Source organism: Vibrio sp. MMG023 (assembly GCF_021654215.1).
In the GTDB taxonomy this organism is placed as follows: Bacteria; Pseudomonadota; Gammaproteobacteria; order Enterobacterales; family Vibrionaceae; genus Vibrio; species Vibrio jasicida.
Map to the genome: position 1 here is coordinate 484,142 of NZ_JAKFZP010000004.1, position 24,667 is coordinate 508,808.

Consider the following 24,667-nt stretch of genomic DNA (forward strand, 5'->3'; position numbering starts at 1 on the left):
GGAGGCACTATGTTTGATTACGAAAACCTACGCCTATTTACTTGGGCGATCGTTGGTGTGCTGTTGATTGGTTTCACCATCACTGACGGATTCGATATGGGGGTAGCCGCGCTGCTCCCTGTTATGGGGAAAAAGAACCTAGAACGTCGTGTAATGCTTAACGCTATCGCACCACACTGGGACGGCAACCAAGTTTGGCTAATTACCGCTGGCGGTGCCATCTTCGCGATATGGCCCTTGGTATACGCCGCAGCGTTCTCCGGCTTCTACATTGCCATGCTGTTAGTGCTCGCATCCCTTTGGTTGCGTCCTATTGGTATGGATTACCGAGCTAAAATCGATAATCCGCAATGGCGCAATGTGTGTGATGTCGCCTTGTTCATCAGCGGTGTGATTCCACCGATTATCTTTGGGGTTGGCTTCGGTAACTTGTTGGTTGGCGTACCGTTCGAGTTAAACAACTTGCTGATGCTCGATTATCAAGGTGGGTTCTTTGACTTGCTCACTCCATTCCCAATTCTGTGTGGCTTGGTGAGTTTGACCATGGTGGTGACGCAAGGTGCTGCTTTCCTTCAAATGAAAACTAAACATGAGCTACGCAGTCGAGCACAAAACATTACGTTGTGGGGTGCGGGTGCAACCATGATGTTGTTTATGTTCGGTGGTTTGTTTGCGGCATCGCAATCAGGTTACATCATCATCGGCGCGATGCTAAAAGATGGCATTTCAAACCCACTCAACAAACAAGTGGTGAGTATTGCAGGTGACTTATTGCATAACTTCAGCGAAATGCCACAACTTTGGCTGATTCCGTTCACTGCGGTAACCAGCTTACTCGTGTGCTTTTGGGCAACAGTCTCTCGCCGTGCTGGGGTGGCGTTTACTATGTCGAGCATTGCGATTGCTTGCATTATCTTAACCGCGGGCGTCACCTTGTTCCCGATGATCATGCCATCAAGCATCAACCCATCGCACAGCTTAACGCTATGGGATGCCACATCGAGTGAGAAAACGCTCGGAATTATCTCTATCGTAGCCATCATCGTTGTGCCTGTGATTCTGGGCTACACCGCATGGTGTTACTACAAAATGTTCGGACGTTTGGATAACAACTACATCCGCAGCAACAGCTCATCGCTCTATTAAGGAGGCAAGTATGTGGTACATGTGTTGGGTACTTGGCGTGTTACTCGCCTGCGCCTTTGGTGTCATCAATGGTTTATGGCTAGAGAACACAGGGCGCTTTGAAGAGGAAGAGTTCTAGCTTCTCACTTCAGAATGGAACATTCTCAATAACAAACGCCCTCAGTCACGAGGGCGTTTGTTCATCTCAATGAGTTTACTCTGGCGACAATCGATAGCGGCGCACTTCGTATTGATCTTGTTCTGAATAAAATGTATTGAGGAACTCGCCACCCGCTTTTTCGATCACGCGTCTTGATGCGATATTGTTCACGTCACAAGTGACGATTGCGCTGCCTTCAAGAACCTCAGCTTTCACCCAGTTCAACATAAATGTGGCGATGCCTTTGCCTTGAGCATCTGGCGCGGTTTCGTAACCAATGTGCCCAATCACATTTTCAAGGTAGTCGTTATTACCGTTACGAACTCGAATCGAACCAAGTATCATCCCCTCCTTGATACAAAAGTAAGTCGAAGACGGCGTCCAACCTTCCGGCAAACCTTGGCCTTTCGCGTATCCAATTCGTTTTTTCAGCAGCGCATCACTGTCGCGTTGGGCGGCGACGTACATTTCCATTCCCACCTGAGCACACTTTTCAACATACTGCTCAAACGCTTCAAAATGGCTGAGATTGGCTTTAGCTATTTCCATATCATTTCACTTATTTAGGCTTATTTCATATGCGCTTTAAATGACATAAAAAAATAAAGCTCAAAAGAAAAACATTACTTTTGAGCTTTACTAGAGTATCGATGCTCTTACATTTTTAAACTGTGTGCTTAGATTTCGCCAGATTTAATTTTCTGCTGAGCGTCACTAATAGTTTGCTCACCAAATAGAATTTGAATCATCGATTCAATACGCTTTGTATCGTCACCAAATTTGTCTAAATTACCATTGTTGGACGCTTTAAATTCAACGTGGCCGACTTTCTGATCATTCTTGTAAGCGTTAATTTTTGCATCAGCGATAAACGTTCTCAAATCCCAACTCCAACGTGAAACATAAGTTAACGTCAGTTCGTCTGTCTTAGGCGCTGTACCGTCACTTACAACAGTACATTTACGTGCTGTGTCTAAGCACCATTCTTGCAACGAATCCATGAACACTTCCCTTGTCGCATCATCTTTTACGATAGTGATTTCTTTGCTTTGATTCGACTGTGCAATAGGCTCAGCAGTGAATTTAGGAGCAGAACAACCTGCTAATACAACCGGAAGAGCCAGAACGAGTGCTTTTTTAAACATATTTTTTCTCTGTTTTTAAATGACAACCAATGACGCCAAATGAATAATCAGCATCGAATATTGGATTCTGGCAGTTTTAATTCAACACCTCAATAATCCTTCTCACAAAATCAACAGGATAAATAATTCATAACTCATTTATCTTCCTTGCACTTAGTGTTTAGTTTCTCACCAGACATTCATTTTGAAATACAACAAGAAACAGCTGATAAAGATCAAGCCACACCATGAAAAAAAGGTTATCGCCTTCTGTTCAGTCGTTGCTTCCTCAGGCTCTGGGTACAAAATGCCGTAAAGGCAGGCGATGGGGATCAGCTCGTAGGTTTTGCCAATGTATTGATGCCCCATTTCGAGAAATGGTGGAACGTACAAATACACCACAGCGTAAGTAATAAAATAAAGTATGCCGAGGATCCGGTTCAAGCCAATGACTTGCCCTTCTCGATAAAACCAAATTAACGCCGCTACCCCTGCAAGTATTGCGATGAGTAAAAACATCCGTTCTTCTACCCTTCTTTTTAATTTTCTTCCACACTATTGAAAGTGCTATATTTTTCAAATGGTTATATAGATAAACACGATAGAGATCAAACAGATTTATTTGGTCAACTTAGCTCGATAATTGATTAGCTTTCTTCCACTGCAAAGGGGTGATGCCATTCGCGCGTTTAAAGGCACGCACAAACTGAGTGGCATCAGCGTATCCCAAGTGCACAGCAATATCTCCAACCGCACTGTTTCTTTGAATCAAAACGCGTTTGGCAAAGGCAAAGTTGAGCGCCTCTTTTACCTCTCGAAAACTGGTGCCTTCTTGCTTCAAACTGCGCTGCACCGTGCGCTTTGAAATGCCTATTAACTCGCTAAACACTTCCAAAGACATATCAACTCGCCCTACATACGCTGATAAAGCTTTCTCAACATAGTACGTAAAAGGCTTGTCTTCCGCGCACACATTTATGCTATCGATCTCTTCTAAAGCGGGATACTCCAGCGCTAAATGTTCTTGACCAAGAAACTGCGGAATATCGTTTCTGATTTGGAGCTCAGTTAAGGGCTGGCCTTGCGGGTGAAGCAGATAGTAAGCGCTCGGCTCTTGCAGATTTGGGTACCAAGCTTTCATATACGCATGAAGATAAACCGTTAGAAACAGCTCGGCTTCTATTTGCTCAAAGGCACTAGCGTGAGCTTCTACACGAGTGACATGAGCTGTCGTTTCAACATTCAAGGCTCTTAGCCCTAAGCTCGTGATGACGTTTTCCGGCGTGGCTTGATTGAACTTCAAATTAATACTCGCGTGCTTCGCGATACGTTGTAATGAAGAGACAAACACCGTTGCACCCAAGTGCTGCCTCACCCCAGATAGCAACCGAGAAAAAGCATGGAAAGGAATGAACTCAGCCGTTGAAGTGTCTAGCGCAAATGGCATGTCTGCTTGCTCTTGCAGTTGCGCCAATGCTTTAGGCTCCAGAGCTAACTGACCAAGAAAATCATACACGATTGTTTTTCTAATCAATGGGATGGAATGACTCACACCTTCTCCTAGGTTCAACACGTCTCTTTTCATTACACGACTTCTGACGTTACTTGACTGGCTTTTCAAAAGATAGAACACGTGGCGCAAAATGCACATTTTCACATTCATAACTGACTAAGATAACCACATCGCTTGAGTGAAGTTAAGGCAAAAAATTTGAGCCATAGATCGTATTTCACATCAAGTTTCCGTTATCGCTTAGAGATTGGCAGCAAGAACGTGAGTTTTGACTAATATTCAATTAGTTGAATTAAACCGTTCACAACAAAAGCCATCTCTAAACGCTAGATGCCCCCATCAAAATAAACGGACTTACACTCACTATTGAGAGGTTACTATGATCAAGAAAATGTCATTGGCAGCAATCACTATCGCCGTATCAATGGGCTCCGCTTACGCCAGCGTAGAAAGCAAAACGTGGCCAGCTTCAGACAAAGCAAAAGCCTTTGTTCAAGACACCATTGTGATTGGCATGCTAGCAAGCCCTTATGGTGCTGGTTGGACAGACGATCAACAACTTCTCGATTACTTCCAGTTAGCACGCGACAACGGCATTACTGGTCATGAATATACGATTACTGCGGCTGACCATAACTTTGATGACTTCATTTTCCACCACCACAAACACCGTGCAGCCATGGCGAAAGAACCAGACAACTTTATTGTTGCCCATTCCAACCAAGACATTGAGAAAGCGCACGTAGAAGGCAAAACCGCCGTTCTTTGGAATAGCCAAACTGCCACCATTTTGGAAGAAGACGTGACTCGTATAGCGCTGCTTAAAGACATGGGTTTGAAAAGCATGATCTTAGCGTACAACGATATTTTTCGTACCGGTTCAGGTCAATTAGCGGCCTATAATGGTCGCGATATTGGCTTAACACCTTGGGGCCAATCAGTGATCGATGAGATGGTGAAATACCGCGTAATTCTCGACTTGAGCCATACAGGTTCCAAGACCGCCAATGATGCGATGGATTACATGGAAAAGAATCATGCTGGAACGCCATTTATCTACTCTCACTCAGTCCCAGCGGGTTTGTATAAGAGTGAACCCGATGCAACACCAAAAGGCTGTTATCGTGCAATCCCTGATGATGAGGCAATTCGTGCAGCGAAGTCAGGCGGTTACGTATCACCAACCTTTACCGAGTGGATGATGGATGGTGTATGGCCAGAAGACATCTCGCCAAAACAAGCAGCAGATATGATCGATTACTATGTGAAATTAGTCGGCGTTGACCATGTTGGTATCGCAACCGATGACATGTTCTCAACAAAAGGCGTGGTCGATTTTGCGATGAAAAACGCCAAGATGTATGACGATGGCGGCTACATGATTGACGCCTTCAACAAGGGCGCAACAGGCAACGGCGAACTATCCAAGATCTTAGCCGCAATTACTGATGACTTATGGGCACGAGGCTACAGCAACGAAGACTTGGCGAAGATTTACGGCGGCAATAAGATGCGAGTATACGCTCAAGTTTCCGAAGGCGTCGACCCAAAAGCGTTCCAAGAGCAGTATTCAAAACGCTTAGAAATGCTAACAAAAATGCGCCACGAGCATATGGGTAAATAAACTCAGACCAAAACGCAAAAAGGCACCAATCGGTGCCTTTTGTTTTAGTTAGTCAGTGTACTTACAGTTCGTGTTCAGTACGTGCGATGATGTCGTCTTGCGCATCTGGTGATAGCGCGGTGAAGAAGGCTGAGTAACCTGCGACTCGCACAACAAGATCACGATATTGCTCTGGGTTCTTCTTCGCGGCTAGCAAGGTCTCGCGAGAGACGATGTTGTACTGAACGTGCCAACCTTTGTGGTGGTTGAAGAAGGTACGAATCAACATAGAAAGCTTGAGTTTATCCCCTTCAGACTCAACCGCTGCTGGGCTTAACTTCTGGTTAAGCAGCACGCCACCAAGGATCTTATTCGCTTGGATCTTACCGACCGAGTTGTATACCGCTGTTGGACCTAAACGGTCTGAGCCAGATGACGGGCTTGCACCTTCTGCCAATGGTGTTTTCGCTTTACGACCATCTGGCGTTGCCATGGTTGAAGCACCGAATGGGACGTTTGCCGAGATACTTGATGTACCTGCGTAGTAACCGCCGCCAATTGGACCACGCCCATGACGCGTATTAACGAACTGCTCTAGCTCATCAATGTACACTTGGTACGCGTCTGCGAGCAGTTGGTCTACCGCGTCATCATCGTTACCGTATTTTGGTGCAAAGTTGATAAGACGTTGGCGAAGCTGTTCGTTCTCCATGCCGTCGAAATCTTCTGCCAATGCTTTTGCCAGCTCTGGCTGAGTGATTTGCGCGTCATCGAAAACAAGGTGCTTGATGGCGGCTAGGCTGTTACCCAAGTTTGCGATACCGACTTGCAAACCAGATACCCAATCGTATTTCGCGCCACCTTCTTTCACGGTTTTACCGCGAGCCAAACAGTCATCCACCAGCGTTGAACAGAAAATGTCTTGAGCTTGCTGTTCAAGTACGCTGTCGACTACAGTATCAATCTCAATCGATTTACGGGTGTAGTAGCGGATTTGCTCTGCCCAAGAAGCGGTCACTTGCTCAAAGTTCTCAAAGTTGCCTTTTGCTAATGACTTATCGTGTGGCAAGAAAGCTTTACCCGTTGTTGCATCCACACCTTCGTTCAATGAAGCTAGCAAGATACGAGCGAAGTTAATGAAGCTCATGCCCGTACAACGGTAACCCCATTTGCCCGGAACTGCGGTCTCGATACAGCCGATAGATGCGTAGTTGTAAGCGTCTTCTTTCTCTACACCAAGCTTGATGAATTCAGGAATAACAATCTCATCGTTGTTGAACGCTGGCATACCGAAGCCGCATTTAATCACTTCAATACAGCCCATTAAGAACTCTTGGTTTAAACCTTCATGGTAACGCACACTCAAGTTAGGTTGCGTCGAACGTAACTGACCACACGATTCCAGAATCGCCCAAGAAAGTGGATTCACTGCTTCTTCAGGCTCACCCTTTTCATTCAACTTCTGACCGCCGATACACACGTTTTGATACAGCGGAGAACCTGCCGATGCTTTTGAGTGTGCACCAGAGCGAATCTTGTTTACTTCAAGCAACTTCAACCAGCAGCTTTGTAAAAGCTCTAGTGCGAAGTCTTTCTCAATCGTGCCGTTTTCGATATCGCGAACATAAAATTCGTTGAGGAACTGGTCCATACGACCGAAAGAAACCGAGTGACCGTTCGATTCGATTTGTAACATCAACTGAACGAAGTAGCTCAATTGCAGTGCTTGCCAGAAGTTTTCTGGTGCGTGGCTTGCTACATGACGACAGTTTGCCGCAATGCTTTCTAACTCAGCTTTGCGTAGCGGACGCGTCTCTTCTAGCGCCATTTTTGCCGCCAATTCAGCGTAGCTCACCATGTGGTCTTGAATGGCAAGCAGTACAATTTCGACCGATTTGTAGAACTGCTCTTTCTTCAAGCCTTCAAAGGTCGAAACATCATTGTTAGCACGGTGCTGACGAACATCCTCTAGCAAACCGTTCATGCCTAGCTTCAAGATTTTCTCGTTATCCACGGCAAGGTGCGCGTCACCCGAAGTCATGTTGCCTTCAGCTTTAATGATGGTGCTGGCTAAGATTTCTTGCTGCTCATCAGTGAACAAGCCATAACAACGGTCTTGTACGGTTTTACCGCGCCAGTACGGTGTGATGCTGTGGATGCTTTGCTTATCTTCTTCAGTGACCGCAAAGCCTGCACCAGGACGGTCAGCTAGCTCATCAATTTCCGCTTCAATCCAACGCACTGTGTATTCTGGGAAAATAGGCGCAGCGCGTACTTTGCTCGCTTGGTTACCGACGATTAGCTCATCGTGTTTAATCCAAATCGTACGAGTGCGTAAGTGCTCTTGCAGTGCGAGCGCACGTTGGACAATCACAGGTTTGTCTTCGTTTGCTTGATAAGCACGAGTGTATGCCTCTGCACGCTCTGTACAGACAGGTGGCGTTACGATATTTACCAGTGCCGATTTGTGCGCTTTGATACGCTCAGGAAGGTAATTCAGGTCCATAGTTAACCTCTTACAATCACGTTAAGTTGGGTGTTTTCGCTTGCGTATTGCATGGCGCTTTCTAGCAGTTCTGGTTTGTTTAGTGGCTTGTCAGAACACTCGTAAGGCATATCGAGCAAACGGTATTTATTGATGCCGAGCGTGTGGTACGGCAGCAAGTGAAGTTCTTGGCAGCTTTCTAGTGAAGCCGCAAAATCGATGATGTCTTTCAACTCTTCGATGGTGTCATTGAACCCCGGCACCACGGGAACGCGAATCACAATGCGTTTCGCGATAGGTGCCAGTTTTCGGAAATTGTCTTTGATACGTTTCAGTGAACCTTTCGCCCAACTAAGAAATTTTTCTTCGTCGGTGTGTTTTAAATCCGCCAACCAGCAATCAATATGCGGCGCGGCTTTTTCGACATTCTTCCAAGGCACATGCATGCACGATTCAATGGCGGTAGAGACTTGGTTGTCATGCAGACGCTGCGCGAGTTCTGCCACCAAATCTGCTTGCATGAGTGGCTCACCACCGGAGAAGGTCACGCCACCTTGGCTTTGGTCGTAGAAAGGTTTGTCTTTCATTAAGGTGTCAAACAGCATGTCTGATTTCGCTTCTTCACCACATACAGTCAGTGCTTGCGTAGGACAGACGTCTCGCAGCGCGATCAGTTGGTCTTCTTTGATGGCTTTGCGATTAATGATGATCTGGTTGTCGATACGTTGAATACCATCGCTCACCATTTCACTACCCGCTGTGGTTAGAGTTGTGGCTTGATAAGCAGAAACGCACAGCTGGCAATCTTCCATGCAGCTTCGCTGATCAAACAACAGTGAATGCTTTTCGCTGCGGCTTTCTGGATTTTGACACCAAGGGCAAGACAAGCTGCATCCTTTAAGAAAAAGAATGGAACGAATGCCATCACCATCATGGGTAGAGAATCGTTGAATATTGAAATACATCTCTGCTTGCCTCTTGGTCTGTGCTACCGCTGTGTACTTAATCCGTTTCTTTTGCTCGTTGAGTCTTATGAACGGCTTTTCTTTGTTCGAACTGAAAGCTTCATTTGAGCGTTTACAAGTTTCACTCAACTTTCATTTAATGAAATTATTATAGTTTCAAATGAAATTTCAATTGATCAAAGTCAAGATCTCGTTCGATTGTCAGATCTATAGTGATCCCATCATCAAAACGAAGATTTTGTTTAAGGTAGAAACCATGATTGAACTTTATTTAGATACTGCTGATGTGGCAGAAGTAAAACGCTTTAACCAGTGCCTACCGCTAAAAGGCGTGACGACAAACCCAAGCATTTTGGCGAAGTCAAAACAGGGGCTGAATGAAACCCTAGCAGGCATGCAAGAAGCACTTGGCGGTACACCTCGCTTTCACGCTCAAGTCGTGAGTTCAACCGTCGAAGGTATGCTGGCAGAAGCGCGCCAACTGAATGAATTGCCTTACGATATGGTGGTAAAAGTGCCAGCAACAGAAACCGGCTTAGCAGCAATTAAGCTAATGAAAAAAGAGGGAATTCAGGTTCTTGCTACCGCTATCTATTCAGCTCAACAAGGCTTCCTTGCAGCACTGTGCGGTGCAACCTACCTAGCACCTTACGTAAACCGCATTGATGCGATGAACGGCAACGGTGTTGAAGTGGTCGCGGATCTTCAATTACTGCTCGACCAAAACCAATTACCAGCGAAGATTTTGGCAGCCAGCTTCAAGAACACTCAACAAGCGATGGAGGTGATGAAACTGGGTATCGAAGCCATTACATTACCAACTGATGTGGCGGCACAAATGTTTGCTCACCCAGCAGTAAAACCTGCGGTTGAACAGTTCGATAAAGACTGGAAAGAGACGTTCGGCGATAAACTTTCATTTGAAAGCTAATTAAAAGTAAGAACTCAATATCTTAGTCAATAGTAAGGGAATCTTAACTCACCCTGTGCGCCGGTGAGTTTGAGATTCCCTTTTGATTTCATATAAAGAGGTGAGGTTTACAGCAGTTCTCTATTGGTCAGTGACCAAAGGTACACGCGCTTGAGTAAACTGATTTTGATCCTTTTACGAATACCTCGTTTGGAATGGCGGAGTCGGTTTGGTAGCGCAATGGCTTTCATCTCGTTTTTCATTTCTTTTCCATCCACCAGCACAGTAGACCTCCGATGCAGTAAGCCAGTAGATCTTTCCAATCAAATGTGGCGCCCAAAATTACAGCCAGAGGCGATGAAGATTCGATACCAAGCCAAACCGCGACCTGTAACAATTGCCCTAACTCAACAGCAAACGCAATCAACACCACCAGTGAAACCAGCCAGTTAACAGGCATGGAAAACATACTTGCAAGAAAGTAGTAGAGCCAAACCACAACCAGAACATCACCAAATGTCGGACGAATAAAGCTGTCTCGAACATAGAGTGCGATAACGACCAATGCGATAAAACACACCAAACTTTTCAGTCCATTTTTTACCGAAAATCGCAGGTGGATAGCGCACGTTTCTTCCACCATATTGCTTGGCTGCCCAGTGAGAATTGCTCGTTTAAACATCTTCATGATTCGCCTTTGCGCTTTCTTCCGCTTTCTTGTTTCGTGCGTACCAGTCGACGTTGCGTGTAATGACCATAGTGAAGCTCAAAATCGCGAAACACAGTAATGTCCCCATGACCAATGCGTAGCTCTCTGCTTGTAGCAAGCCAAACAGCAATCCGTAGAGAGTGAGCAAACACGCTCCGAATATCGCGCCGTGTTTGGTGTTGCTCAACATACCGCTCACGTACACACTTAAAAGCCCCGTCGATGCGACTGCTGACACCACATATGCCCAGTTGAAGCCGAGGTGTTCACTCATCGAAATCAGCAATAGATAAAAAAGCGCTAAAGCCAGACCAATAAAGCCGTATTGCACTGGGTGAACCGGACGCGCTTGGAACAGCTCCAGTAAGAAGAAACTCGCAAATACTAATGTGATAACCAACAGTGAATAGTTCACAGCCCGGTGAGATTTCAAATAGTGGTCCACGGGATCAATCAAATCTACGCCCATTTGTCGCTGTTCAAGCTCATGACACGCGTGATTCGATGACAAACAGCTTTGGAACAGTTGCGCGATATTGGTAGAGAAGTTGTTGCTCGCCCATTGTGCTTTAAATCCATCTTCAGATACTTCTGATGACACCGGTAAGTAATCACCGATAAAGCTTGGATGTGCCCAAGTTGAAGAGAGTTCAACCGTTGTTTGACTGCCGATTGGTGTGACTTGAAGCTGTCCCATCCCTTGCAGTAAGAAGTTAAGATCGAATGCCAAAGGTTGCTCTGCGTTTAGGTCTGCGAGTGTCATAGCACTGTGGAAGCCTTGTGGTAACTGATCTAACCCCGTTCCCGGTGCGACTTCGATTTCAGAGCTCGCCATGGTCATGTCATCCAAACGAATCAATCCACGGCTGTCTTCAATGCCAACGACTAGGCTCATATTTTCAATATCAAGCCCCTGCAACGCCGCGAGATCGTCTGCATCAAAAGTGCCTTTCAGTGCCACTTGTGCTTTGTATAAACGCGCACGGTAAATGCCTCGGTACTTTTCAAAACTGTCCAGATTCGCGCTCATATCAAAAGTGCTAGGTAGGAGGAATTTACGACGCTCTTTAATCTGTACTTTGTCATCTCGGTAACTGGTTTCGGTGTAGTTAACCATGATGAATGGACCAATGATGCGCTGTTCACCGCTGCTGCTGCGTGCGATGTCGTTTCTGACTTCATCTTGGCGATATGAGCGTTCTGAGATCAGCCCTGTGACCATTGAAAGCGGGATTTGCAGTAAGACAAACAAAAACAGCACGAAGGCGAACTTCGTGCCGAGTTGGTTATTGAGGATCTTTTTCATGTTTCATTCTCCATTTGCTGATGGGAGTAATCTAAATCAGCAATTTGGAGAACGAATGGAGCTAATGTGGAGTTTCTATGGAGTTGGTAAAATCAAGGTCACTTTCACACCAGAATCGACGTTTTCTACTTGCAACTTACCCTTGTGCAGCTTGATCACTTGCTCAACAAAATTCAGCCCAAGCCCAGTGCTTTTAACACCATTTTCCCGAGCGAGCGAGTAGAAGCGTTCCGTCAAACGAGGCATCGCGTAGTCGGGAATGTGAGGACCTGAATTGAAAATCGACAGGCACACTTTCTCTTTCGTAACCTCCGATTTCCATTCAATGCGTCCCTCTGAATCAGCAAAATCCAGCGCATTGTCCATCAAGTTAAAAACAGCTTGTTTCAGTAAGAAGGCATCACCAAGCACGCCGAGATGGTCATCAATTTGGACGTTGGCAATCACCGACTTAGCACTCAAGCGCGCATCCGCCGATTCAACCACTTCATTGACCATTTGTTTTAGCGAGACAGCTTCGACTTGTTCTAACTCGGGGCGCTTTTCAAGACGAGCAAGTTCTAACAACTTATCAATCAATGATTGCATGCGATCGCTTTCTCGCTCAATGTTACCAGCAAAGCGCGCGACCTTTTCTTCAGGCAACGGCATTTGCAATATTTCACTCGCGCCTTTAATCGCTGATAACGGGCTTTTCAGCTCATGAGTCAGCGTCTGTACGTACTCTTCCACATATTGTTTACCATCGAGCTGATTGCGCATTTTCTCCAATGCGTCGCTTAACGTACCGTACTCATAAAAGATACGAAATGTCGGCTTAGAGACCTTTTCGCCCTCACCCATTTTGGTCGCGTAGTCTTCTAGCTTGTTCAATGCCGAGTGAATTCGCCAAGCAAACAATGCCCCTGCCAATAGCACTAAACCACTCATCCACACCATCCAAAACAATACATTGCGTTTAGAAAGATCGATGAAAGGTTGTACTGAGCGATTGGATTTTGCCACCGTCACGCTGCCAATGATTTCGCCTTTGTGGTAAATGGGCGCAGCAACGTGCATAACGGTTGAGAGCGGATCTTTCGGGTCTTCGATGGTACTGCGCGCGCCGTATTGACCACGCAACGTGAGATAAACATCGTTCCATTGCGAATAGTCTTTGCCAACGTCTTGCTGCCAAGAATCCGCAATCACAATGCCTTGTTTGTCGGTGATGTAAATTCGATGGTTAATCGCTTTTTTGCCAATTTCCCAAATGCGCGCTTGAGGTTCTCGCTGCCCATAAGCCGCTAATAGTTTGGAGAAGCGACTCTCAGGCAACTTTCCGTTTGCAACATCTTCTTCTGCCAATACCGCAAGCAAGTTCGCCATATCCACCAGCGTTTCTTCGGTAGTTTGGCGTACGGTTGGCTTAAGTTCTTGAACAACCGTTTTGCTCACCATATAAGCCGTCATCCCGACTAAGATGAAGTAGAGAAAAAACAGTCTGAGTCCAAGTGGGATCTTCGGCCAGCGATTCATCATTCACCTTTAATGCAGTAAAAGTAACCAAAGCCACGCTTGGTACAGATGCGTTCAGACATCTCAAACGGCTTCAACTTATGGCGAATAGCTTTGATGTGGGTATCGATATTGCGCTCGTACGCAGCTTCCGGCGCCATGTCAGCAGCGACCATGAGCTGCTCTCGGCTCAATACATTGGAAGAGACAGAAATCAGTTTATCGAGGATCTTGAACTCCACCGCAGTTAACCCAAGCATTTGCCCGCCAACACCATAATCGAAGTTCTGCGCAACTAAATCCTGGTTCAAATGAAGTTGTTCTGGAACAGCTGCAGGCTCCGGTTTGTGCTCCATCATTGGCGCTTTAGCTTTGATTCGAAGTTTAATGCGAGCCAACATTTCACGCGGACTAAATGGCTTCGTCACGTAATCATCCGCGCCAATCTCCAAGCCTACCACTCGGTCAATTTCATCGCTTCTTGCGGTGAGAAAGATAATGGGAATATCAGAAAACTCACGGATGGTTTTGCACAATTCAAAACCATTGCCATCCGGTAAGCCTACGTCTAACACAAGTAACGCGGCAGAGTTATGCTGCAAAAAGGCTAAGCCCTCTCCTGCCGTTGCAAACCACTCTGCGTGGTAGCCATCCATCTCTAATACATGAATCAGGTTCTCTGCGATGGCAGATTCATCCTCAATAATGACGACGGTTGATTGGTCGCTCAATGTTCTAACCTCACTGACGATACTTGTTTAGATGCACATCTTATTCACTTACTTTGGCGCAAAGGCTATCGGATTGATACCACAAAGGCAAAATCCGTGAATAATATTAATCAAACACCCTCTCATTCAGCGTGGTGAACTTATCACTCACACTGATGAGTCACTACAATTGTGAATACAATGATTTCAACCATTGATATGAACAGTGTTCATTTTACACTCGAGTTATCAATTCGATTTTGTTTAAAGGACAGTAACTGATGAAAAGAGCGCTAATCCCCCTAGCTTTACTCACTTTGCTCTCTGGTTGCGCCAGCATGTCTCCGGATGAGTGCAAGACGGCGAACTGGTACAAGGTAGGTTATCAAGATGGCCGAGACGGCAACGATCCAAACGTTATCAATAGCTATACCGAAGACTGTGGTGAAGCGGGTGTGACACCAGACCGAGCGAAATGGAAAGAAGGCTTTGATAAAGGCACGATTCTTTACTGTTCACCAGACAATGGCTATACCGTCGGTATTGAAGGTAAAGAATATTATGGTGTGTGTAGCAATAAACAGTTCATTGAAAACTATCAGTTAGGCCATCAAGAGTACCAACGCCAACAGCGTATCCAAGAGATCGATAATGAAATTTCTATCATCGATAATCAACTGGATAACAACCCAGATAAAGACAACGCTAAACGCTTAAAAGAGAAGAGAAAGCGATTGGCTGACGAACGTTCAAACCTCTTGTCGCCAACCATCAATTTCAATTTGAACTTCTAATTTCAACTCACTATCAATCAATGACCCTAGCTCAATTCTAGGGTCATAAACTGGCTATTTGGATCGAGTTCGTAGTCACCAAACGGATCGCAATACACAAAGCCATGCTTTTCATACAACAGGCGCGCAGGTTTAAAAAATTCCATCGAGCCAGTTTCTAAACTTAAGCGCTGCAAACCTTTTTGCTTCGCTTGCTCAATTACATGAATCAATAATTGAGACGCCACACCTTGGTTTCTTGCCGCTGGCGTGGTGCGCATGGATTTAAGCTCAGCATGTTGATCATCCAGCTCTTTAATCGCTGCACACCCAAGCAGTTGCTCACCCTTCCATCCGGTCCAAAATGTCACTTCTGGCGCTTTGAGCTTATCTAAATCTAACGCATGCACACTCTCTGGTGGCGACGTGGCGTACATGTCTTGCAAATGTTCTTTTAGCAATGCAATGACTGCTGTTCTTTCTAAATTGTCGACTTCTATCTTCACGACTCTTCCTTGATAACCAATGGCCTTTCTGGAATTTATGTGAAAACAGCCACATAAACAACTGTCTTCAACATCAAAGATATCAAGAGTCATCGTAATCAAAAATCTGTGTCTACACTCTTAAAGTCATTTCCCCACCTAACTGATCATTGAGGACATACTATGGATTTCTTGATTGAGGATATTCTGGCGCGCGAAATTTTGGATTCACGCGGAAATCCGACTGTGGAAGTCGAAGTCACACTTGGCTGTGGCATTGCAGCAAGAGCATCGGTGCCCTCGGGTGCCAGTACTGGTTCACGAGAAGCGGTTGAACTGCGAGATGGTGACGACACCCGCTTTGGTGGCAAAGGTGTGCTCAATGCCGTTCAACTGATCAACACCGAAGTGCTTGAAGCCATTGTTGGTTTGGACTCGCGCGATCAAGCGTTAATTGACCGCATTATGATCGAGTTAGATGGCACCGAAAACAAATCCCGTCTCGGCGCGAATGGCATTCTTGGTGTCTCCCTCGCCGTTGCCCGCGCAGCCGCACTAACCGCTGACGTACCTCTATATCAGTATCTTGGCGGTGTGGGCGCTAACCTATTACCTGTGCCTTGTATGAACATCCTCAACGGCGGTGTGCATGCTCGCTGGCAAGGTCCGGATTTTCAGGAATACATGATTGCGCCATACGGTGCTGAAAACTTCAGACAAGCCGTGCAATGGGGCAGCGAGGTGTATCATGCATTGCGCCAAGTTCTGTTGGAGTCTAATCACTCGGTTGGCGTCGGTGATGAAGGTGGCTTTGCGCCAGCTGTGAAGTCCAACCGCGAGCCATTAGAGTTGATTGTCAAAGGCATTGAGAGAGCTGGATTAAAACCTGGAGTCGATGTCGGTATCTGTATGGACCCAGCCTCTAGTGAGTTCTATGAGAATGGTAAATACAAGCTACGCTCAGAGAACCGTGAACTGACCTCTGCAGAGATGATTGAATACTACGAGAAGTTGGTAGAAGACTTCCCTGTGGTTCTTCTCGAAGATGGACTTGCTGAAGACGACTGGGATAACTGGCCGCTATTGAATGAGAAGCTTGGCGGTAAGATCGAAATCGTTGGTGATGATCTTCTGGTTACTAACACCAAATACATCCAAAAAGCGATCGACATGAATGCTGCTAACTCAGCATTGATCAAACTGAATCAGATTGGCTCGCTAACCGAGACCATTGAAGCGATTCAAATGTGTCATCACGCTGCATGGGGCGCGTTTGTTTCTCACCGTTCGGGTGAAACCACAGACAGCTTTATTGCCGATATGACCGTTGCACTTCGCACTGGTCATCTTAAAACAGGTGCGCCATGTCGCGGTGAACGTGTCGAAAAATACAATCAGCTAATGCGCATTGAAGACGAGTTGGGCTCAATGGCGGTGTTCGCTGGTCGCAAAGCCTTCGTTCGCTAACAGCTCAATACATCTAAAAGAAAGCCGCTCTGTGTAGAACTGGGCGGCTTTTGGTTTTTTAGCACAATGACTACAAGGCTTGTCGCATAATGTGCTGAGGCCCAACCGGACCACCATGATACAACTCATTAGTATCTTCAAAACCTGCTTTCAAATAGCACTGATAAGCCGGTACATTGCGGCAATTAACCGTCAAATAGAGAAAATCAAAGCTCGGAAAATGCAATTTCGCATAATCAGCAAATTGGCTGATGGCTCGCTTGGCAATGCCTTTGCCTTGATGACGATGATCCAACAATAACCAACGCACGCCTAAGCTCTTTTCCGGACAGAAGTCGCAATTCTCACTGTATCCGGCATCAAAGACAAAAAAGCCGACCACTTGATCATCCAATAAGATCAAATGCGCTAGCTCTGTCGGTTTAAGACTTCCCAATAACTCTGGAATGTTCGCTACTGTGTATTGGACTTGATCCTCTAAGACTTGCAGCTCAAGGGTTTGCTCATGACGGCATGGCGTGTACTTTTCAATGGTAATCATAGTCATCCTTGCTGTTTTTATACCCATTTCATACAGGGTATGTCGTAAATGGAAAAACCTGCTGTCGTATTTCCCACTCGCAGGCAAACGTTTAGCACACTATTATCCTCATCAACTGTTAGTGAGGTTGTCATGTTTCGTTTTCTGCTTTGTAGTTTCTCTCTTGTTTTACTCTATCCTACCGCCATTGATCTTTATCTTGTTGGGTTGCCTCAAATTGCCGCGGATTTAAACGCCAGTGAATCACAATTACACATCGCGTTTTCTATTTACCTTGCTGGTATGGCAACCACCATGCTGTTTGCAGGAAAAATCGCCGACTCCGTTGGGCGTAAACCGGTGGCAATGGTAGGTGCAGCCATTTTTATTGCAGCATCATTACTTGGCGGAATGGCAGAACAATCCAATACATTTTTAATCGCACGTTTTGCCCAAGGTATTGGGGCTGGCTCTTGCTATGTGGTTGCTTTTGCTATTTTGCGCGACACATTGGATGACAAACGCCGCGCTAAGGTGCTATCTATGCTTAACGGCATTACCTGCATTATTCCTGTTATCGCCCCTGTTGTTGGCCATCTCATTATGCTCAAATTCCCTTGGCCGAGCCTGTTCACCACAATGGCAGGCATGGGTGTGGTGGTTTGTTTGCTTTCGATCTTGGTGCTGAAAGAATCAAAGCCTAGTGCATCGCCACAACAAGACACCGCTTCAACTTCTACCCAAGAAACGTTCGCGGAGCGCTTTTTCATCAGCCGACTCATCGTTACGGCCATCGGCGTGACCACCATTCTTACCTACGTGAATGTCTCTCCAATGCTGGTGATGGGCGAACTTGGTTTTGATCGTGGTGGCTATTCTTCTGTCATGGCAGGCACTGCATTAGTCAGTATGATCACTTCTTTCTCTGCGCCATTGGCTTTGTCTTACTTTAAGCAACGTACTCTGATGCTGACTTCGCAAACCTTGCTTGTCAGTGCAGCGATGGTGATTGGTTTTGCTCATCTAAACCAATGGGGAATCCCATTTTACTTATTCGGATTTGGGCTGATTTGCGCTGGCTTCTCGATTGGCTTTGGCGTGGCCATGAGTCAAGCGCTCAACCCTTTCTCTCTGCGTGCTGGTGTAGCAAGCTCACTGTTGGGCATCGCTCAAGTGTGTTGCTCTGCCCTCTACATCTGGTTTATGGGGTTCATTGGCGTTAATGCGCTGAATATGCTGGTGTTTGTGTTAGCTATAGGTGGCGCAATCAGCTTGGCTCTAATACTATTTATTCCTAAGCCTGCTCATGAAAGCCACTATGAAGAAATCACTAGCCCGTCTTGATCTCAACTTGTTGTTCACTCTGCAATTGCTGCTGCAAGAGCAGAGTGTTTCCAAAGCGTCGAAGAAATTGAACGTCACGCCATCAACGGTAAGTAAATCGCTCAATAAGCTTCGTGACTGGTTTGATGATCCTCTGTTTGTGAAAACACCAAAAGGATTAGCACCGACTCCATTAGCGCAAAGCATGGAGCAAGATCTGGCGGAGTGGCTACAAATTGGTAGCCAAATTGCAGAGAAGCGCAGCGATATAGCCCCCAAAGGCGTGCGCTTTGATCTGACCATTGAGTCACCTTTAGTGCTGACGATTCTTGATGATCTTCTTGTTGCAATCCACCAGCGCTACCCAGATGCGAAAGTCAAAACCAGTAACTGGGATTACGATTCACTCGACGCAATTGTGCGTGGAGAGGCAGACATCGGTTTTACCGGCAGAGAGAGCCATCCCCGCTCAAAAGAGTCACTCGACCTGCTTCCCTACTTTCTTGATTTCGAAGTGCTGTTCTCAGATTTACCTATGGTGTACCTACACAAAGATCACCCCGCTTTGGAGCAGGAATGGAACCTTGAGACCTTTTTGAGTTACCAACACATCAATATTGTTTGGGAAAAGAGTGAGACGTGGGCACTGGATGAAGTATTGAGTGAACTTGGCTTACAGCGCTCCATTGGCTTAACCATGTCGAGCTTCGAACAGTCTCTATTTATGGCCGCGCAACCACACCACAATATGCTGACCACAGCACCGCAATACTGCGAGAGTTATACCAAGAAGCTGCATCCAGATTTGGTGTGCTTACCCATTCCTTTGGAGCAACCACAACAAGAAAAATTGCTGATCCCGTTCACCATGATTTGGCACAAACGTAATGCGTACAATCCCAAACTGGTGTGGTTACGAAATACCATTAAGTCACTTTATGGTTGTTCCAGTGACATCGATTAATGGCAAAAGGGGCGATGTTCTCGCCCCTTTTTCTTCTAATGGTGTGATTAGCTAAAAAACTCGATGATCTGCTCAACAGCTTGATCAACATATTCATCTTCGTCATAGAGCCCAATGTGATTCGCACCTTCAATTCGAATCAGCTGTTTAGGCTGCAAAGCTGCATCAAACATTTGCTCGCTTTCGTATGCGGAATCCGCTTCTGTACCGACAATCATCAGTAGTGGTGTCGGCGTCAAGTTTGCAGCAATATCCAAAGCTGAAAAGTTAGCCAACGTTTCATAAGACCAAGGCAAAAACTTGCTCTCGTATAAGCCTTTTGCTCCGCGCTCTGTCATGTAGTACTGGTAGAACTCTCGGAACAGACGTGGCATTTCCTCACTGTCTTCAGTTGGTGCATGAGGCAGAAAATCAATCTGCCCAGTAGCCAGATAACGTTCTCTCGCTTCATTACCTTTAAGCAGTAAATCTAACAAACCCTCTCGACCAATGACGTTGTGATAAAAGCCTCGGTGGTCAAAGTAAGCACTCACGGTCGCAAGTGATTTTACGCGTCGATCTGTCGCAACGGCATGAGCTAAATACCCACCGCCAGAACAAACACCTAACCCATAGATTTGCTCACTGTTTACGTATGCTAAGGAACGTAAATATGTCACCCCGTTGCGGCAATCTTCCGCTTTATTGTATGGGTTCTCATGAAATCTTGGCGCACCTTCACTCGCGCCAAAACTGGCATGGTCAAACGTTAATACCACAAATCCCTTGGCAGCAATTTTCTCGGCGTAGATTCTTACCGTCTGCTCTTTCACACCCGCCTGTGGCGCAGCAATCAAAACCGCTGGTAAAGGGTTTTCCACTACGGATGGACGATGAATTTCCGCTGCAAGTCGGTTGCCATTGCTGAAAAATGAAGCCTCATACCTTGTTACTGTCACTCGATTCACTCTCTATGTTTAACGGTTTTTAGACGATAAAGACGAGCATTCACAAACATTTGCACTCTGCTCCTCTCTTTTAAACAAGTATAAGGAGCGCTATTATTCGGATATATATGGCCATTATGAAAACACTGTTAGGTTTATATGAACAATCTATCTTGGCGCGGTATTCGAGCGTTTATTTATGTAGCGGAATGTGGAAGCTTCACCTCCGCAGCCGAAACGATGGGCGCATCAAAGGCAAACGTAAGTCAGCTCGTGAGTGAATTAGAGTCCTCGCTAGGTGTTCAGTTACTCTATAGAACCACACGTCAGCTCCGCCTTACTGAGATTGGCGATGGTTACTTTCGTAAATGTAAAGAAGCGATGCTCCAACTGGATTCCGCCGCAGAATGGGCACAGCAAGCCACCAGCGAAATTAAGGGTCGGATTCACATGAATTGTGTTGGAGGTCCGATTGGTGAAGAGCTTATTGCACCATTGGTGATGAGTTTTCAAGCCGCCTACCCGAACGTTGAAGTAGAGCTCGATTTCTCAAAACATCGCGTCGATCTGATTGAAGATAGCTACGACTTGGTGCTACGTGTTGGTGAGATGCCAGACTCGACTCTCATTGCGCGCCGTCTCACCATACTTCGCACACACTATGTCGCAAGCCCGGATTTTCTCGAACGGCACCCGAAGCTCCTCGTCCCAGAAGATCTTAAAGCCTTGCCTTTGATTCATGGCAGTGTTGATCATTGGATCATGAAGAATCATAAAGAACAGCGCATTATCAACGTAGGGCAAGGTATTAAAGCGGCTACTGGCAGAACCATGCGCCACGCGGCGATTTCTGGGCTAGGGGTAACGCGACTAACCGATGTGTACTGCCATGCTGATTTAACATCAGGGAGACTTATCGAAGTGCTCCCTGAATGGTCAGAAAAAACCTTACTTTCGCTCGTCTGTCCGCCAGTCAAATATCAACTGCCAAGAGTCAAAATGCTTATGGACTGGATAAGTGACCGATTTGAAGAGCACTATAAACAGTTCAAGATTGAGGGTGAGCATTCCAGCTAAGCTCGGTTTCAATCACTCCGCGCTCACAACCTTTTTCTCAGCAAGAGCCATGGCAATATTGGCTTTGCTGTATGCACTTTCATTGATGAAGTGCGGATAGATATCTTGTTTACCTTCCCAGAAAATGTCGTAACCAAAGAAAGTCGCGAGTAGTGGTTCGCCCGGTTTAACTACCTCGAAGTCTCGTCCACAGATCATAGGGTGAACTGTCGCGACACGCATACCATCTTGGCCGAGAGGAATCATGACCTCTTCGGTGTAAAAATAAGCGTCATAGTCACTCAGTTCGCCAACTTCTCCAAGGTTATGCACTTCAACGTAGTCCAGAACCATGGTCAACATTTTCTTCATCAGCTCCAAGGTTTCATATTTCAACGAACCATGGGCTTGAGCACCAACTTCAATCATCACACCATACTTCCCTGTGGTGCATAAATAAGGTTGGTCGTCCCACTCTTTTCTGTCTTCAAACAGGATATTCGCTTCTGGCATTCGCTGCTTCACATACGCCCCCATCTTTCGATAAAACGCGTTGTTCGACACCAAGATCAGGGTTGCGCCCATATTACTAGTAGTGTTGTGCAGATCGACGATCAATTGATTCTCTTGGCGAGCATGTACTTGCGTGAATTGCTGCGCGACTTCGGTTTCTTGCTGAGTCGCAGGCGATGATTGATTCGCCAAGGCAAATTCACGATTGAGATCCGTCTCAACATAACGAACGTTTTGCTTAACCGCTTCAGGGTTGCCAAGTACACACTGAGTATTGAACGTCGAACGGTCGGCAACATAAAGACGGTCTTTGATGAGCTTTTGAAGGTAAATACCAGAAAGCTCATTGCCATGCGTACCTGCCACGAGCAGAACACGATTGAGTTTGTCCATAAAAGTGATATTCCAAATAATTAAGTAAAAGTTAGCTTTGATTGACAGTGGGCGAAGCTATTTTAGCGAAACGCCATCGCTCCTTTCCCTACGCCTTCATAAGCGATGACCTGTAACGACTGCCCTTTGGCCAATGAAGGTGCAATGTCATTGGCAATAAATACAGCCAGTAGCTCTACCGTCGTATCCGTATCTAATACTTCAGTTTCGCTATGTGCGATAGCAAGTTGGAAGTCACCTTGTGAAGTGGTATATCGGAACCCAAAATGCGTGTCGCAGTTGATAAGGCTTGCATGTTCACTCAGCTCCAGATGACCAATCTCGACTAGGTCTTCGATGGACGCGAGGTAGATGTCTTGCCAACGCTGTGCAAAAGCGTGTTCACGAACGGTATCACGTTCACCATCAGTCAAGATTTCAATCGGTGAACGATGCCCGTGTGCAATGCGTTGGCAGTTGCCGTCGTGTTTTTTTAAACCATGGGTATAGTGGTAATACGCACCATTAATCTGTTCATGGCGTAAGGTAACGTCGATTGAAGCCACGTTGCTTGGCAAATGACCGATCAACACCTTGTGAATATGCTCAGTCACACTTTCAATCGAGATAGCTTCGGTTTCAATAAAGCAGAATGCTTCGTCGGGGCAGTTCAAATGAATACTTTTTTCACCGCGAATGAGATCAACTTGGGAATAACCCGCTTTCACATGCGCAGAATGCACTGCTGAGTTCTTTGACGGTACAAGCAGTCGATGGTCGACGTGTTCATCAACCAATTGTTTAATTTGCTTTTTCACTTTAGAGAAATCCAGCACCATGCTCATCTCGTTGAGATCACCATGCATTACGACATCAAGAATCCAACTCTCTCCGACCATTCCTCGTGTTGCGCACAAGTAAGAAGCATCAATAACAGTGAGGTCCTTAACAAATAAATTCAAACTGAATTCCTCATTCATCTAGTTTAGGGATTTAAAATTATTGTTATATTATAACAATTGCAATTTCTACTCAATTTAACCTAACGTTGTCTGTTCTCATTCCAGCTTGAGCGATGTTTTCCGCTATAACTAATCACTTTATCAACTAGTCCGTACTTGATATTTGGCGCTACACTGCCAGCTCTTACGATAAATAAGGATAAGGAATGTCGACATTTTTACTGACTGCGATTGCCATGATGGCATTTGCTGCCAATTCACTGCTCTGTCGTTTGGCATTGGCAGAAGGATTGATTGATGCTGGCAATTTTACCCTTATCCGCTTGCTCTCAGGCACAGTCATATTAGTTTTCATTCTTCTCATTCGTGGAAACTGGCATAGCCAACGACCGACAACCAAGTTCAGCGTACTCGCAGGGTTAGCACTCTTTGGTTACGCCACACTCTTCTCCTTTGCCTATATAAAACTAGCAGCAGGCACGGGGGCTCTGTTACTTTTTGGTGCCGTCCAGCTCACATTGCTCGCCCTGTATTGGTGGCAAGGACAACAATTTAGAACGCTCGAGTTGATCGGTATTGCGGTATCTTTGATTGGCTTTACATGGTTGATGCTGCCATCTGCGACTCGTCCTGATATCTGGTCAGCAATATTAATGGTCGCTTCTGGTATATGTTGGGCAGGTTTTACCGCACTTGGTAAACAAGCACCGACACCAAGTAGTGGCATTACGTGGGGGTTTATCACCGCTTCTTTATTCGGTCTTATGCTCTCTCCTCTCTTATCAGCTCCCGCTCACTTTACAATACAAGGTAAATTGTTGGCTGTTGCATCGGGTGCCATTGCTTCCGGTTTCGGCTACGTGCTCTGGTATCAAGTAATGCAAAAGCTGTCATTGTTACAAGCTGCAGTCAGCCAGCTCTCGGTTCCTGCTATCGCCTTGCTGCTTGGCTCGCTGTTACTCGGTGAAACATTGACATTCCACTCAGTCATGACCAGCCTAATCATCCTCAGCGGTATTGCGTTAGTATTTTTATCTCGCGCTCAAAAACCTAATATCGATCTCAAAAAGTAGCACTGCTCTCGGCAAGCCAATAAAAAATAAAAACTTTCCTATCTACTTAGCTATCATCATCTATGCTTTTCTATAGGCAGTCAGTCTCACAAATTTGGACGTGAGCGCTGCCGATAACGCACCGGC

Annotated in this window: 26 protein-coding genes; 10 read left to right on the plus strand and 16 right to left on the minus strand. The window is 45.9% G+C overall.

What is annotated here, in order from left to right:
- The first annotated feature begins 9 nt into the window (after positions 1–9).
- Together cydB and cydX are read left to right on the plus strand one after the other, a co-directional pair.
- On the plus strand, positions 10–1,146 hold the full coding sequence (cydB, locus tag L1076_RS15655) for a cytochrome d ubiquinol oxidase subunit II (protein ID WP_045405952.1): 1,137 nt from the start codon (positions 10–12) through the stop codon (positions 1,144–1,146).
- Between the two features lie 10 nt (positions 1,147–1,156).
- Positions 1,157–1,264, plus strand: a complete 108-nt coding sequence (cydX, locus tag L1076_RS15660) for a cytochrome bd-I oxidase subunit CydX (protein WP_010453186.1) — start codon at positions 1,157–1,159, stop codon at positions 1,262–1,264.
- Between the two features lie 75 nt (positions 1,265–1,339).
- Here the strand turns inward: cydX and L1076_RS15665 are convergent, their stop codons facing one another.
- The 4 genes from L1076_RS15665 to L1076_RS15680 form a co-directional block, all read right to left on the minus strand.
- Positions 1,340–1,834 (minus strand): GNAT family N-acetyltransferase, encoded by a 495-nt coding sequence (locus L1076_RS15665; RefSeq protein WP_045405950.1) that lies wholly within the window; start codon positions 1,832–1,834, stop codon positions 1,340–1,342.
- Between the two features lie 128 nt (positions 1,835–1,962).
- Positions 1,963–2,430: an Sbal_3080 family lipoprotein gene (locus L1076_RS15670; RefSeq protein ID WP_039977538.1), complete on the minus strand. Its 468-nt coding sequence runs from the start codon at positions 2,428–2,430 to the stop codon at positions 1,963–1,965.
- 168 nt (positions 2,431–2,598) lie between these two features.
- Positions 2,599–2,928: a hypothetical protein gene (locus L1076_RS15675; RefSeq protein ID WP_237303965.1), complete on the minus strand. Its 330-nt coding sequence runs from the start codon at positions 2,926–2,928 to the stop codon at positions 2,599–2,601.
- A 112-nt stretch (positions 2,929–3,040) separates the two neighbouring features.
- A complete protein-coding gene (locus L1076_RS15680; protein ID WP_237303966.1) occupies positions 3,041–3,994 on the minus strand; it encodes an AraC family transcriptional regulator in 954 nt (317 codons plus the stop codon).
- 307 nt (positions 3,995–4,301) lie between these two features.
- Between L1076_RS15680 and L1076_RS15685 the strand changes: the two genes are divergently transcribed.
- Positions 4,302–5,546, plus strand: coding sequence for a membrane dipeptidase (locus tag L1076_RS15685; protein ID WP_045416102.1), 1,245 nt, complete (start codon positions 4,302–4,304; stop codon positions 5,544–5,546).
- A 61-nt stretch (positions 5,547–5,607) separates the two neighbouring features.
- Here the strand turns inward: L1076_RS15685 and L1076_RS15690 are convergent, their stop codons facing one another.
- A complete protein-coding gene (locus tag L1076_RS15690) occupies positions 5,608–8,031 on the minus strand; it encodes a formate C-acetyltransferase/glycerol dehydratase family glycyl radical enzyme (RefSeq protein ID WP_237303967.1) in 2,424 nt (807 codons plus the stop codon).
- A 2-nt stretch (positions 8,032–8,033) separates the two neighbouring features.
- A complete protein-coding gene (locus L1076_RS15695) occupies positions 8,034–8,975 on the minus strand; it encodes a glycyl-radical enzyme activating protein (protein ID WP_237303968.1) in 942 nt (313 codons plus the stop codon).
- 256 nt (positions 8,976–9,231) lie between these two features.
- Between L1076_RS15695 and L1076_RS15700 the strand changes: the two genes are divergently transcribed.
- Complete coding sequence (locus L1076_RS15700) at positions 9,232–9,906, plus strand: fructose-6-phosphate aldolase (protein ID WP_237303969.1); 675 nt, start codon at positions 9,232–9,234, stop codon at positions 9,904–9,906.
- Positions 9,907–10,013: 107 nt separating this feature from the next.
- Here the strand turns inward: L1076_RS15700 and L1076_RS27005 are convergent, their stop codons facing one another.
- The 5 genes from L1076_RS27005 to L1076_RS15720 form a co-directional block, all read right to left on the minus strand.
- Positions 10,014–10,148, minus strand: a complete 135-nt coding sequence (locus L1076_RS27005; protein ID WP_005453163.1) for a hypothetical protein — start codon at positions 10,146–10,148, stop codon at positions 10,014–10,016.
- Complete coding sequence (locus tag L1076_RS15705; RefSeq protein ID WP_237303970.1) at positions 10,145–10,573, minus strand: DUF2809 domain-containing protein; 429 nt, start codon at positions 10,571–10,573, stop codon at positions 10,145–10,147. The genes L1076_RS27005 and L1076_RS15705 overlap by 4 nt, the downstream gene beginning before the upstream one ends.
- Positions 10,560–11,900: a cell envelope integrity protein CreD gene (creD, locus tag L1076_RS15710; protein WP_237303971.1), complete on the minus strand. Its 1,341-nt coding sequence runs from the start codon at positions 11,898–11,900 to the stop codon at positions 10,560–10,562. Before creD ends, L1076_RS15705 begins: the two co-directional genes overlap by 14 nt.
- A 75-nt stretch (positions 11,901–11,975) precedes the next feature.
- The gene (creC, locus tag L1076_RS15715; protein WP_237303972.1) at positions 11,976–13,418 is read right to left on the minus strand and encodes a two-component system sensor histidine kinase CreC; all 1,443 of its coding nucleotides are present in this window, start codon (positions 13,416–13,418) and stop codon (positions 11,976–11,978) included.
- The gene (locus tag L1076_RS15720) at positions 13,418–14,128 is read right to left on the minus strand and encodes a response regulator (protein WP_237303973.1); all 711 of its coding nucleotides are present in this window, start codon (positions 14,126–14,128) and stop codon (positions 13,418–13,420) included. The genes creC and L1076_RS15720 overlap by 1 nt, the downstream gene beginning before the upstream one ends.
- A gap of 260 nt (positions 14,129–14,388) precedes the next feature.
- On the opposite strand from L1076_RS15720, the gene L1076_RS15725 reads away from it, so the two are divergent.
- A complete protein-coding gene (locus L1076_RS15725) occupies positions 14,389–14,901 on the plus strand; it encodes a DUF2799 domain-containing protein (protein ID WP_237303974.1) in 513 nt (170 codons plus the stop codon).
- 26 nt (positions 14,902–14,927) lie between these two features.
- On the opposite strand, the gene L1076_RS15730 is transcribed toward L1076_RS15725, so the two are convergent.
- Positions 14,928–15,386: a GNAT family N-acetyltransferase gene (locus L1076_RS15730; RefSeq protein WP_237303975.1), complete on the minus strand. Its 459-nt coding sequence runs from the start codon at positions 15,384–15,386 to the stop codon at positions 14,928–14,930.
- A 162-nt stretch (positions 15,387–15,548) separates the two neighbouring features.
- On the opposite strand from L1076_RS15730, the gene eno reads away from it, so the two are divergent.
- The gene (gene eno, locus L1076_RS15735) at positions 15,549–16,832 is read left to right on the plus strand and encodes a phosphopyruvate hydratase (protein ID WP_038879500.1); all 1,284 of its coding nucleotides are present in this window, start codon (positions 15,549–15,551) and stop codon (positions 16,830–16,832) included.
- A gap of 70 nt (positions 16,833–16,902) precedes the next feature.
- Here eno and L1076_RS15740 read toward each other — a convergent pair whose 3' ends face one another.
- Positions 16,903–17,373, minus strand: coding sequence for a GNAT family N-acetyltransferase (locus L1076_RS15740; RefSeq protein WP_237303976.1), 471 nt, complete (start codon positions 17,371–17,373; stop codon positions 16,903–16,905).
- A 132-nt stretch (positions 17,374–17,505) separates the two neighbouring features.
- Between L1076_RS15740 and L1076_RS15745 the strand changes: the two genes are divergently transcribed.
- Positions 17,506–18,696, plus strand: coding sequence for an MFS transporter (locus L1076_RS15745; RefSeq protein ID WP_237303977.1), 1,191 nt, complete (start codon positions 17,506–17,508; stop codon positions 18,694–18,696).
- A complete protein-coding gene (gene yidZ / locus L1076_RS15750; protein ID WP_038869058.1) occupies positions 18,671–19,639 on the plus strand; it encodes an HTH-type transcriptional regulator YidZ in 969 nt (322 codons plus the stop codon). The genes L1076_RS15745 and yidZ overlap by 26 nt, the downstream gene beginning before the upstream one ends.
- 47 nt (positions 19,640–19,686) lie before the next feature.
- Here yidZ and L1076_RS15755 read toward each other — a convergent pair whose 3' ends face one another.
- Positions 19,687–20,577 (minus strand): alpha/beta fold hydrolase, encoded by an 891-nt coding sequence (locus tag L1076_RS15755; protein WP_237303978.1) that lies wholly within the window; start codon positions 20,575–20,577, stop codon positions 19,687–19,689.
- Positions 20,578–20,724: 147 nt separating this feature from the next.
- Here L1076_RS15755 and L1076_RS15760 point away from each other — a divergent pair, with 147 nt between their 5' ends.
- Positions 20,725–21,642, plus strand: a complete 918-nt coding sequence (locus L1076_RS15760) for a LysR family transcriptional regulator (RefSeq protein WP_237303979.1) — start codon at positions 20,725–20,727, stop codon at positions 21,640–21,642.
- A 12-nt stretch (positions 21,643–21,654) separates the two neighbouring features.
- Here the strand turns inward: L1076_RS15760 and L1076_RS15765 are convergent, their stop codons facing one another.
- Entirely contained in the window at positions 21,655–22,527 is an 873-nt protein-coding gene (locus L1076_RS15765; protein WP_237303980.1) for an aspartoacylase, read from the minus strand.
- A gap of 62 nt (positions 22,528–22,589) precedes the next feature.
- The gene (locus L1076_RS15770; protein ID WP_038879483.1) at positions 22,590–23,468 is read right to left on the minus strand and encodes a 6-carboxytetrahydropterin synthase; all 879 of its coding nucleotides are present in this window, start codon (positions 23,466–23,468) and stop codon (positions 22,590–22,592) included.
- Positions 23,469–23,674: 206 nt separating this feature from the next.
- On the opposite strand from L1076_RS15770, the gene L1076_RS15775 reads away from it, so the two are divergent.
- Positions 23,675–24,541, plus strand: coding sequence for a DMT family transporter (locus tag L1076_RS15775; protein ID WP_237303981.1), 867 nt, complete (start codon positions 23,675–23,677; stop codon positions 24,539–24,541).
- The last annotated feature ends 126 nt before the right edge of the window (positions 24,542–24,667 follow it).

Excerpts from the sequence above, each read along its gene's own strand:
- cydB (WP_045405952.1), top strand. The coding sequence starts at position 10 with ATGTTTGATTACGAAAACCTACGCCTATTTACTTGGGCGATCGTTGGT.
- cydX (WP_010453186.1), top strand. The coding sequence starts at position 1,157 with ATGTGGTACATGTGTTGGGTACTTGGCGTGTTACTCGCCTGCGCCTTT.
- L1076_RS15665 (WP_045405950.1), bottom strand. The coding sequence starts at position 1,834 with ATGGAAATAGCTAAAGCCAATCTCAGCCATTTTGAAGCGTTTGAGCAG.
- L1076_RS15670 (WP_039977538.1), bottom strand. The coding sequence starts at position 2,430 with ATGTTTAAAAAAGCACTCGTTCTGGCTCTTCCGGTTGTATTAGCAGGT.
- L1076_RS15675 (WP_237303965.1), bottom strand. The coding sequence starts at position 2,928 with ATGTTTTTACTCATCGCAATACTTGCAGGGGTAGCGGCGTTAATTTGG.
- L1076_RS15680 (WP_237303966.1), bottom strand. The coding sequence starts at position 3,994 with ATGAAAAGAGACGTGTTGAACCTAGGAGAAGGTGTGAGTCATTCCATC.
- L1076_RS15685 (WP_045416102.1), top strand. The coding sequence starts at position 4,302 with ATGATCAAGAAAATGTCATTGGCAGCAATCACTATCGCCGTATCAATG.
- L1076_RS15690 (WP_237303967.1), bottom strand. The coding sequence starts at position 8,031 with ATGGACCTGAATTACCTTCCTGAGCGTATCAAAGCGCACAAATCGGCA.
- L1076_RS15695 (WP_237303968.1), bottom strand. The coding sequence starts at position 8,975 with ATGTATTTCAATATTCAACGATTCTCTACCCATGATGGTGATGGCATT.
- L1076_RS15700 (WP_237303969.1), top strand. The coding sequence starts at position 9,232 with ATGATTGAACTTTATTTAGATACTGCTGATGTGGCAGAAGTAAAACGC.
- L1076_RS27005 (WP_005453163.1), bottom strand. The coding sequence starts at position 10,148 with ATGAAAAACGAGATGAAAGCCATTGCGCTACCAAACCGACTCCGCCAT.
- L1076_RS15705 (WP_237303970.1), bottom strand. The coding sequence starts at position 10,573 with ATGAAGATGTTTAAACGAGCAATTCTCACTGGGCAGCCAAGCAATATG.
- creD (WP_237303971.1), bottom strand. The coding sequence starts at position 11,900 with ATGAAAAAGATCCTCAATAACCAACTCGGCACGAAGTTCGCCTTCGTG.
- creC (WP_237303972.1), bottom strand. The coding sequence starts at position 13,418 with ATGAATCGCTGGCCGAAGATCCCACTTGGACTCAGACTGTTTTTTCTC.
- L1076_RS15725 (WP_237303974.1), top strand. The coding sequence starts at position 14,389 with ATGAAAAGAGCGCTAATCCCCCTAGCTTTACTCACTTTGCTCTCTGGT.
- eno (WP_038879500.1), top strand. The coding sequence starts at position 15,549 with ATGGATTTCTTGATTGAGGATATTCTGGCGCGCGAAATTTTGGATTCA.
- L1076_RS15740 (WP_237303976.1), bottom strand. The coding sequence starts at position 17,373 with ATGATTACCATTGAAAAGTACACGCCATGCCGTCATGAGCAAACCCTT.
- L1076_RS15745 (WP_237303977.1), top strand. The coding sequence starts at position 17,506 with ATGTTTCGTTTTCTGCTTTGTAGTTTCTCTCTTGTTTTACTCTATCCT.
- yidZ (WP_038869058.1), top strand. The coding sequence starts at position 18,671 with ATGAAGAAATCACTAGCCCGTCTTGATCTCAACTTGTTGTTCACTCTG.
- L1076_RS15760 (WP_237303979.1), top strand. The coding sequence starts at position 20,725 with ATGAACAATCTATCTTGGCGCGGTATTCGAGCGTTTATTTATGTAGCG.
- L1076_RS15765 (WP_237303980.1), bottom strand. The coding sequence starts at position 22,527 with ATGGACAAACTCAATCGTGTTCTGCTCGTGGCAGGTACGCATGGCAAT.
- L1076_RS15775 (WP_237303981.1), top strand. The coding sequence starts at position 23,675 with ATGTCGACATTTTTACTGACTGCGATTGCCATGATGGCATTTGCTGCC.